General features: G+C 64.4%; 4 protein-coding genes. 1 reads left to right on the top strand and 3 read right to left on the bottom strand.

Annotated features, from left to right (window positions below; all coding sequences use genetic code 11):
- Positions 1-57: 57 nt before the first annotated feature.
- The gene (gene urtA, locus AQ12_RS10480; protein WP_048439854.1) at positions 58-1,326 is read right to left on the bottom strand and encodes an urea ABC transporter substrate-binding protein; all 1,269 of its coding nucleotides are present in this window, start codon (positions 1,324-1,326) and stop codon (positions 58-60) included.
- Between the two features lie 211 nt (positions 1,327-1,537).
- Here urtA and AQ12_RS10475 point away from each other — a divergent pair, with 211 nt between their 5' ends.
- Complete coding sequence (locus tag AQ12_RS10475; RefSeq protein WP_161799013.1) at positions 1,538-2,848, top strand: hypothetical protein; 1,311 nt, start codon at positions 1,538-1,540, stop codon at positions 2,846-2,848.
- On the opposite strand, the gene AQ12_RS10470 is transcribed toward AQ12_RS10475, so the two are convergent.
- Together AQ12_RS10470 and AQ12_RS10465 are read right to left on the bottom strand one after the other, a co-directional pair.
- The gene (locus AQ12_RS10470) at positions 2,845-3,816 is read right to left on the bottom strand and encodes a response regulator transcription factor (protein ID WP_048439852.1); all 972 of its coding nucleotides are present in this window, start codon (positions 3,814-3,816) and stop codon (positions 2,845-2,847) included. The genes AQ12_RS10475 and AQ12_RS10470 overlap by 4 nt on opposite strands.
- On the bottom strand, positions 3,813-7,307 hold the full coding sequence (locus AQ12_RS10465) for an ATP-binding protein (RefSeq protein ID WP_048439851.1): 3,495 nt from the start codon (positions 7,305-7,307) through the stop codon (positions 3,813-3,815). Before AQ12_RS10465 ends, AQ12_RS10470 begins: the two co-directional genes overlap by 4 nt.
- Between the last annotated feature and the right edge of the window lie 28 nt (positions 7,308-7,335).

Here is a 7,335-nt window from a genome sequence, read left to right as displayed (position 1 = left end):
CCCGGCCGTCGCACCCTCACCCCAACCCTCTCCCAGAGGGAGAGGGAGTTAACGCCCTTACTTCTTGGCTGGCTCGTCAGGCTTCTTGTCGTTGCCTTCGATGTACGGCGACCATGGCTTGGCTTTCACCGGGCCGGGGGTCTTCCACACCACGTTGAACTGGCCGTCGGCCTTGATCTCGCCAATGAACACCGACTTGTGCAGGTGGTGGTTCTTTTCGTCCATCTTCGAGACGATGCCGCTCGGTGCCTTGAAGGTCTGGCCGGCCATGGCCGCGATGACCTTGTCGGTGTCGGTGGACTTGGCCTTTTCGACGGCCTGCTTCCACATGTTGATGCCGATGTAGGTGGCTTCCATCGGGTCGTTGGTCAGCGGCTTGTCCTTGTGGCCGGCGATGCCCTTGGCCTTGGCGTAGGCAGCCCACTTCTTTTCGAACTCGGCGTTGGTCGGGTTCTTGATCGACTGGAAGTAGTTCCAGGCGGCCAGGTGACCCACCAGCGGCTTGGTGTCCACGCCGCGCAGCTCTTCTTCGCCCACCGAGAAGGCGACAACCGGCACGTCCTTGGCCTTGAGGCCCGCGTTGCCCAGTTCCTTGTAGAAGGGCACGTTGGAGTCACCGTTGATGGTGGACACCACGGCCGTCTTGCCGCCTGCCGAGAACTTCTTGATGTCGGCGACGATGGTCTGGTAGTCGCTGTGGCCGAACGGCGTGTACTTCTCGTCGATGTCCGCGTCCTTCACGCCCTTGCTCTTGAGGTAGGCGCGCAGGATCTTGTTGGTGGTGCGGGGGTAGACGTAGTCGGTGCCCAGCAGGACCCAGCGCTTGGCCGCGCCGCCGTCCTTGGACATCAGGTAATCGACGGCAGGAATGGCTTGCTGGTTGGGAGCTGCGCCCGTGTAGAACACGTTCTTGGAAAGCTCTTCGCCTTCGTACTGCACAGGGTAGAACAACAGGCCGTTCATTTCTTCCACGACCGGCAGCACCGACTTGCGCGAGACCGAGGTCCAGCAGCCGAAGATGACGGCGACCTTGTCCTGGCCGAGCAGCTGCTTGGTCTTTTCTGCGAAGAGCGGCCAGTTCGATGCCGGGTCAACGATGACCGGCTCGAGCTTCTTGCCCAGCACGCCGCCCTTGGCGTTGATCTCGTCGATCGCCATGAGCACGGTGTCTTTCAACACGGTCTCCGAGATCGCCATCGTGCCCGACAGCGAGTGCAGGATCCCGACCTTGATGGTGCCGCCCGACTGGGCAAAGGCCGGCATGCCGACCGCGCCGGCGAAGGCGACAGCGGCAGTCAGTGCCTTGAGGGTGAAACGACGTTGCATGAAAAGCTCCTTGCGAGGATGACGAATGGGTAGAGGACGAAAACCGGGGCCGAACCCTGTTGAGTGCGGACGGTTTGATTCTGGGGATGCGAACGGATGAGCGATATACGCCGGAGGGCGTACGAAGCAGCGCCCTCCGGGCTGCCCAGATACCAATACCAAGGTACTACTGATATAAGGCTACAGTTAACACTTTTCGTCGAGAGATCCCATGCGAGCCTTGTCACAAGTCGTGCGCCCACTGCGCCTTCCACCTCCTCGATCCAGTCTGGTCGCCAAGCCCGCGCCGCTCAACGTGGTGGTCCACGCAGAGGCCTTGAAGCCCTTGAAGCCCTTGAACCTCCCGCCGGTGTCCATCGCCGAGGCGCTGGCCCCACGCACCACGCCAGAGCTGGTTCCCCAGGCCGTCGTCGCGCGCGACGTGCTGGTGGCCGTGCTCAAGGGCAAGGACACAGCCCAGGACGCTCGCGATCTGCGCAAAGCCATCACCCGGTTGCTGGAGCTGTCGCCCCAGTTGGGGCAAGACAAGGTCGACCAGCTGCTTTGCGGATTTCTGGGTGAGGCGGTCGTCGGCAACCGCGGGGCCTTGCTCGACGCCTGGGTGGAGGCAATCTCGGGCGCGCCCGCCGATCTGCTGGATTCACATCGAAAGCTCGCCTTGCTCAAGGGCGCCGCGCTTCCGGTCGCTCCTCATCTGTGGAGCGCGACGCGGGCCACCGGGCCCACCTCGCCGCACCGGTATGCAGGTCCGCCCCTGCTGATCCGGATTTTCAACACGCTCAAGCTTCGCCAGGACTTTGCTGCGGACGAGCGCTGGAAAGCGCCGACAACCCGTGACGAACACACCCTGTCCAACGGCGTGCATGCGTACGTGGGTGCCCTGCTGGACTCATCGCATGTGGCGGACGCGCAAGCCGCGGCCATCCTCTGCACGACGTTCCACAGTGTCGGACGCGATGAGATCACGCGTGAGTTCAAGCGCAAGGAATTCAACGCCATGAACTTCGCCATGCAGCAGGGGCACCTGTGCGCCGCCGGATTCATGCTGATGGCCATCGGCGATTCGCAGCGCTCCCTGGGCACCAAGGCGCTGATCCTCGGCAGCCTGGGCCTGGACCGCGCGCTGTTTTCGCAGCGACTGACGGCCCTCAAGCAGATGCCGCTTCCTGTCCCTCCCAACAAGGACCCCTACCGGTGGGCACGCGACCTCTCGAAGTGGAGCGCGAACTTCCTGTCGGCGTGCGACCTCATGACTGCAGGCGGACGGGTGCAGCTGGCGACCGATGACGCGTCACGCCTGCAGCAATGCCGCGATGCCAACCTGCGGGCAATCGACTTCGAACCCGCCGGCGGCGGCCACCCCGCGTCGGTAATTTGCAGCTCGAAGATCGTGCTCAGCTATTTGAGCCATCTCGAGGTTGTGACCGACGACCAGGCGCCGCGACCCGGCGCCCACCTGTATGCCATTCCCGTATCTGCGCTGGCGCTGCGCCACGAGGATGCTGTTCAGGCCAACCTCTAGGCTTCGAACTGCGGATGCAGCTGCCGGATGCGCGTCATGGCCATTCCGGCAGCAGCCGTGCGCGTCTCGACACCGAGCTTGACGAAGATGCGTTCGAGGTGCTTTTTGATCGTCGCCGGGCTGGCACCCAGGATGTCCGCGATATCGCGGTTAATCTTGCCCTTGACGACCCAGTAGAGCACCTCGGCTTCGCGCTGGGTGAGCTTGAAATACAGGCTCATCGCCTCGATCACTGCGGTGTCCGACACTTCGCGCATCACGATCAGCCAGTCTTCATCGCCGGTCTGCTGGTGCAGGCGGAATGTGAGGCGGCGCGCGCCGAGTTCCGCCGTCAGGCGCGGCGGTTCGATCTGTTGCAGCGCGTCTTTCAGGTGACGCCGCAGCCAGTCCACCACCGGCTGCGGCGTCTCGGGTGAACTGGTCCCGTAGTAGGCCATCAGCAGCTCGCGCGCGAGCGGCGTTTGCCACATCAGCTTGCCGTCGCCGGCGCGCACCGTGATGCTGGCGTAGCCGAATGCGTCGAGCGCGTTGCGCGTCTGCCGGGCCTGCCGCGCGCCCTGCATGTGCACGCCCATGCGCGCCAGCACTTCCTTGGGCTTGATCGGCTTGGTGACGTAATCGACGCCGCCCGATTCGAGCGCGGCGACCAGGTACTCGGTCTCGGTCAGGCCGGTCATGAAGATGATGGGGACGTGCGCGGTAGCGGGCGACGACTTCAGCCGCCTTGCCACTTCGAAGCCATCCATGCCCGGCATCATCGCGTCGAGCAACACGATGTCGGGGACGACCTGGGCTGCACGCTGCAGGGCTGCCTCGCCGCTGGTTGCAACGAGCACGGTGTAACCCGATTCGTCGAGCGCGTCGTGCAGCACGGCCAGGTTATCGGGCACGTCATCGACGATCAGCACGACTTCGGCTGTCGCGCGGTCGAAGCTCGCGCCCGGCAGTTGCGGCTGGCGCGCGCTCATCGCAGGTTCTCCTGCACCGGCCCGGCCCAAGCATCTGCGCCCGCGAGCCGGCGCGTCATGGCCTCGAACTGGAATTGCCGCGCGAGTTCGCGCATGTCGGCTGCGAACGATGCGCAGGCAGGCTGTGATGCTTCGATAGCGTCGAGTTGATTCATGATGCCCCGGTAGTAACCCAGTTGAACGGCCTCCTGCAACGCAGCCAGCGCGTCAGGCGCGGGCCATGTCCAGGCCGCTGCACCCGATGCTGCCGCTGGCAATCCGGCCGGTTGAACGGGCGCCGCGATCCACTGCAGCGCGAGTTGCCGCTCCAGCCAGTCGAGCAACTCGCTGTGCCGCACCGGCTTGGTGATGAAGTCTTCGGGGCGTATGCCGCAGTCGTTTTCGAGGTTCTTGTCGAAGGCGTTGGCAGACACCACCGCGACCTTCGCGCCGTGTTGCCCGATCTGGCGAATGCGCCGTATCGTCTCCCAGCCGTCGATGCCCGGCATGGCCAGGTCCATGAAGATGGCATCGGGCGCGAGGCCCGCAGCCACCAGGTCCAGCGCATCGTGGCCGCTCGCAGCCGTGCGCAACTCGAAGCCGAGCGGCTCCAGCAGGTGAACGAGCAACTCGCGATCGGCCTCTTCGTTGTCGACGACCAGAATCCTGCGGCGCGCGCCCAGGTAACCGCGCCGCGGCTGGGGCTGTGCTGCGGGCTTCAATCGAGGCGTGCTGCGCACTTCAGGCAGGAACAGCTTGATGCTGAACTTCGAGCCTTCGCCCGGCGCGCTCACCACCGTGAGCTCGCCGCCCATCAGGTCGGTGAGCATCTTGGCGATGGTCAGGCCGAGCCCCGCGCCCGGCGCCATCTGCGCGACGCTGCTGCCGCGCGCAAACGGCTCGAAGATGCGTTCCAGATCGGTTTTCGACATACCCGGCCCGGTGTCCTCGATGTCGATCCACGCCATCTCGCGCGCATGCTTGACGCGAAAAGTCACTTGCCCCTGGCTGGTGAACTTGATCGCATTGCCCAGCAGGTTGATCAGGATCTGGCGCACGCGCTTCTCGTCGGCGCGAACGACATCGGGCAACACGCCCACATGCTCAAAATGAAACGCCAGCCCCTTGGCCGCTGCCTGCGGTTCGAACATGCCAGCCATCTCGTGGACGAAGTCCGCAAACTCCATCGGCCGGACATTGAGCGTGAGCTTGCCGCTTTCGATGCGCGCAATGTCGAGCGTGCCTTCAATCAGTGACAGCAGATGCTCGCCGCCACGCTTGATGACACTCACTGCCTGCTTGCGATGCGGCGGCACTCCGGTATCTTCGCCCATCAATTGCGCATAGCCCAGGATGCTGTTGAGCGGCGTGCGCAATTCGTGGCTGATGGCGCTGATGTAGCGGCTCTTGGCCTGGTTGGCCTGCTCGGCCGCATGGCGCGCGTGCTCGGCTGCGAGCTTGGCTTGCTCGGCCACGAGCCTGGCTTGCTCTGCGAGCTGCCTTGCGTTCTGCAGCGCCTCGTCGGTCTGCTTGTGCAGCTCGATTTCGCGCAGCAACAGGTGCGACTGGCGATTGGATTCCTCTTGCGCGACCTGCCGGCTCTTGTGCGCGAGCACCAGCCACCACGCGACGATGCCGGCAATGACGACGAGCGCGAGATAGGCCTTGAGGAAACCGGAGCGCAGCGACCCCTGCGAAAGCCCGGCACTGTCCACCATCAGGGCCAGCGTCTGCACTTCCTGGTGGTAGAGCAGCCCGAACACGGTGGCCAGCAACGGCACGACGACGAGCATCAGCAGCAGGAAGTGCCCCAGGCCCGTGTCCAGGTAATGCCATGCGCGCCGGGGCAGCACCCACCGCAAGGCGCCTGACCACTGCGCCGACAAGGCTGCATGCGGCTTGCACAGATCGCCGCAACGCGCGTCCAGCGTGCAGCACAGCGAGCAGATATGGCCCTGGTACGCAGGGCAGTGCGCCATGTCGGGTGCCTCGTATTCGCGCTCGCAGATGACGCACTTCTTGAGCGTCATCGACTGGTTGTCATCGGTGGGCGCGTTGCGGGCGATGTAGTACTTGCCCTGGGTTGCCCAGGCGATCAGCGGCGAAGTGACGAACGCCACACTGAGCGCGATGACGGCCGAGAACGCCTGCGCGGTCGCACCGAACAAGCCCAGGTGCGCGGGAATCGACAGTGCAGAAGCCAATGCCATCGCACCGACTCCGACCGGGTTGATGTCGTAGAGATACGCGCGCTTGAATTCGATGCCCGGGGGCGACAGGCCCAGCGGCTTGTTGACGACCAGGTCGGCGACCACGGCCATCATCCAGGCGATGGCGATGTTGGAGTAGAGCCCCAGCACATCGCCCAGCGCCTGGAACACGTTCATCTCCATCAGCATGAACGCGATGAGGGTGTTGAACACCACCCACACGACGCGGCCGGGGTGGCTGTGTGTCACGCGCGAGAAGAAGTTGGACCAGGCCAGTGACCCGGCGTATGCGTTGGTGACGTTGATCTTCAACTGCGAGATGACGACGAAGATCGCGGTCGCCGCCACCGCCCAGCTGTAGTTCGGAAAGACATATTCGTACGCGGCCAGGTACATCTGGTTGGGGTCCACGGCGCGGTCGACCGGCACCATGTGCCTGATCGCCAGGTACGCGAGCAAGGCGCCGCCCAGCATCTTGATCACGCCCAGCACCACCCAGCCCGGGCCGCCCACCAGCACACCGAACCACCAGCGCTTGTTGTTGGCCGCCGTCCTGGCGGGCATGAAGCGAAGGTAGTCGGCCTGCTCACCCATCTGGGTGATCAGCGCGATGCCCACCGTGAGTCCAGCCCCAAACAGGTGCAGGTTGAAGTCGGAATTGACGCCTTTCTCACCGGCGTAGTGCATGACACCGGCAAATGCACCGGGATCGCGCGCCAGCACGTAGGCAAACGGCACCACCAGCATCACCAGCCAGATCGGCTGCGTCCAGACCTGCAAGCGGCTGATCGCCGAGATGCCGTGCGTGACCAGCGGGATCACCACCAGGGCGCAGATCAGGTAGCCCCAGCTCGGCGGGATGCCCAGGGCAAGGTCCAGCGCATAGGCCATCACCGCCGCTTCGAGCGCGAAGAAGATGAAGGTGAACGAGGCGTAGATCAGCGAGGTGATGGTCGAGCCGATGTAGCCAAAGCCCGCGCCGCGCGTGAGCAGGTCCATGTCCACCCCATAGCGGGCCGCGTAGATGCTGATCGGCAGCCCGGTGAGAAAGATGATGAGCCCGGTGGCGATCACCGCCCAGAACGCATTGAGAAACCCGTACTGCACCATCAGCGTGGCACCGACGGCTTCCAGGATCAGGAACGACGCCGCGCCGAAGGCCGTGTTGGCGACGCGAAACGCGGACCATTTGCGAAACCGCTGCGGCGTGTAGCGCAGCGCGTAGTCCTCCATCGTCTCGCTGGCGACCCAGCTGTTGTAGTCGCGCCGCACCTTGACGACGCGTTGAGGCGCGTCTTGCATCGGAACGCGTTGAGGCGGGTCCGCGGGG

Origin of the sequence: Caenimonas sp. SL110 (assembly GCF_001044395.1) — a bacterium.
In the GTDB taxonomy this organism is placed as follows: Bacteria; Pseudomonadota; Gammaproteobacteria; order Burkholderiales; family Burkholderiaceae_C; genus Ramlibacter.
This window is presented reverse-complemented; position numbering and strand designations above follow the sequence as displayed.